The following is a 2,699-nucleotide window of genomic DNA, read 5'->3' as shown; positions in this document are numbered from 1 at the left end:
GTGGAACATCTGCTGAACAAGATTCAGCAAAACCTTTACCAGAAAGCGTTGGATTTCAGAGATGAAAATACCCACCATGCCGCTAACTGGGAGGAGTTTAAGAATATCATTGAAGAAAAAGGCGGTTTCATCCATGCCCACTGGGATGGCACGGAAGAAACAGCGGATAAAATAAAGGAAGAGACCAAAGCCACCATTCGGTGCATACCGCTTGACGATGACAAGGAAGAAGGGCTTTGCGTGTATTCCGGAAAACCATCGGCCCGGCGGGTGATCTTTGCCAGGGCATATTAACGTTTGAAACCCTGTATCAGGGTGGACGTAGAACAGGTCTTACAAAAAAACTATGGCTGGAAAGCAGAAATCTCCCCGTGATCTGATCCTTGATACACTCAAGGCCAAATCCTCCCTGAAGCTCAAGATTTATAAAAACACCCTCGAACGTTTTGCTGAGTTGAAGGAAGTGTTGATGGAGTTCACCGAAGATCTCGGCAAGGAGATGCAGGGTTTTGATGAAGACGTCAAAGTGGAGTTTCGGGACAGAGGGCCTATGGAAGCAGACCTGCGTTTTGGTGGGGATGTGGTCGTGTTTAACATGCACTCCAATGTCTTTGCCTTTGACTCTGATCATTCCATTTGGAAAACCTCCTATGTACAGGAAGATGAATTTCGCATGTATTGCGGAATGATCAATATTTACAATTTCCTCAAGGATTCGTTCAAGTATAAGCGCATGAATGATATGGGCTACCTGATAGGCCGTATGTTCATTAATAAGGACAACCACTATTTCGTGGAAGGAAAACGCCAGCTGGGTTTTCTGTATAACGACTTCGTAAATGATACGCTTGATAAAGATCATCTTCGTCGCATCGTTCAGTCTGCCATGTTGTATGCCCTCGACTTCGATCTGCTCACACCACCTTATGATGATGTGAAAATGCTTACCCTCCAGGAAATGGAGGATTCCATCAACAACATGAATATGCGAACCGGCAAAAGGCTTGGTTTCAAATTTCAGGCGGATGGAGACGATTTCAAATAAGTCCGGAACTCCCCTGATGTTATAGCCGGTAATCGTGGAGAAAGAGATCACGGTAACCGTTTCACCTGAGGTGGCCGGTGATGACAAGCAGTTGCTGAATGCCGCGGTCCGCCAATCCGGAATATCTGCTGATGAAGTGCATTCCTGGCGTATCCTGCGCAAATCCATCGATGCACGGAAAGCACCGGTAAAATACAACATCCGTTTGCTCCTTTTCACGGGTACGGATTCCGATCGGTATCGACTGCCTGATTTTTCTTTTCCGAATGTGAAGAACCGCCCTTCCGTTGTGATTGTCGGCGCCGGGCCCGCAGGTTTGTTCGCAGCACTAACGCTATTAAAAAATAACCTCAAGCCGATCGTGCTGGAAAGAGGGAAGGATGTCCGTGGGCGTCGTCGTGATATTGCCGCCCTGATGAAGGATCACCTTGTAAACCCGGATTCAAACTACTGTTTCGGCGAAGGAGGAGCCGGTACCTATTCCGATGGAAAGCTCTATACCCGCTCGACCAAACGCGGGAATGTGCAACATGTGCTGGAGACGCTGGTGTATCACGGCGCTCCCCAACAGATCCTCTGGGATGCTCATCCGCATATAGGTACGAACAAATTACCCGGGGTGATCCAATCCATCCGCCAAACCATCCTCGATCACGGAGGTGAGGTGCATTTCAATGAACGTGTTACAGATATTGCAACGGCCGGTGGGCGCGTTTCGGGAGTCACCACCGCCACAGGGCTTTCTATTGAGGCAAGTCATGTGATTCTGGCCACCGGACATTCGGCCAGGGATATTTTTAACCTTGTATATGAAAAGGGCTGGGCAATGGAGGCCAAGCCATTTGCGCTCGGGGTACGCGTGGAACATCCACAGAAACTTATAGACCATATCCAATATCACTGTGATCTAAGAGGCCCGTATCTGCCACCCGCATCCTATAGTGTTGTCAAACAGGCCGGAGGGCGGGGGGTGTACTCTTTCTGTATGTGCCCGGGAGGAATCATCGCTCCGTGTGCCACCGCTCCCGGCGAGGTGGTTACGAATGGATGGTCACCCTCCAAACGGGACCAGCCTACGGCGAATTCAGGTATTGTCGTCGAGTTGCGTCCTGATGATTTCAAAGAATTTGCAAAAGAAGGGTCGTTGTCCGCCATGTTCTTCCAATCCTCTGTTGAGAAAAAATGCTGGGATGCTGCCGGAAGGACCCAGCGTGTACCTGCCCAGCGTTTGAGTGACTTTCTGAAAGGTAAGATATCCGCGGATCTGCCTGAAACATCCTACCAGCCCGGAATTACTTCAATGGATTTGAGAGAAGTGCTGCCTCCTCAGGTATATGATGCGCTGAAGGAAGGCTTTGGTTTGTTCGGAAGAGCCATGCACGGTTTTGTGACCGAAGAGGCGATCATCCATGCACCGGAATCACGAACCTCTTCTCCTGTTCGGATACCAAGGGATATGGAAACACTAGAACATCCTGAAGTAGGTGGCCTATATCCATGTGGCGAAGGGGCAGGCTATGCAGGTGGGATTGTCTCGGCGGCCATGGATGGTATCAGGTGTGCGGAGAGGTGTGTGTTTAGTAGATAGTAGATAGTAGTTAGTAGTTAACGCGTTGACCACTTAGGCATGTTGAAAAGAATGTTGAGAATCGGG

General features: G+C 49.2%; 3 protein-coding genes. All 3 read left to right on the top strand.

The features are described 5' to 3' along the window. The coding region (locus KDD36_14965; GenBank protein ID MCB0397949.1) for a proline--tRNA ligase at window positions 1-294 on the top strand (294 nt) is incomplete at its 5' end. 52 nt (window positions 295-346) lie between these two features. Then, a complete protein-coding gene (locus tag KDD36_14960; protein MCB0397948.1) occupies window positions 347-1,045 on the top strand; it encodes a hypothetical protein in 699 nt (232 codons plus the stop codon). A gap of 34 nt (window positions 1,046-1,079) precedes the next feature. Next, on the top strand, window positions 1,080-2,633 hold the full coding sequence (locus tag KDD36_14955) for an FAD-dependent oxidoreductase (protein MCB0397947.1): 1,554 nt from the start codon (window positions 1,080-1,082) through the stop codon (window positions 2,631-2,633). The last annotated feature ends 66 nt before the right edge of the window (window positions 2,634-2,699 follow it).

This window comes from Flavobacteriales bacterium (genome assembly GCA_020435415.1).
Taxonomy (GTDB): domain Bacteria; phylum Bacteroidota; class Bacteroidia; order JACJYZ01; family JACJYZ01; genus JACJYZ01.
The sequence above is the reverse complement of the archived record's forward strand: the minus strand, read 5'-3'. Positions and strand labels throughout refer to the sequence as shown.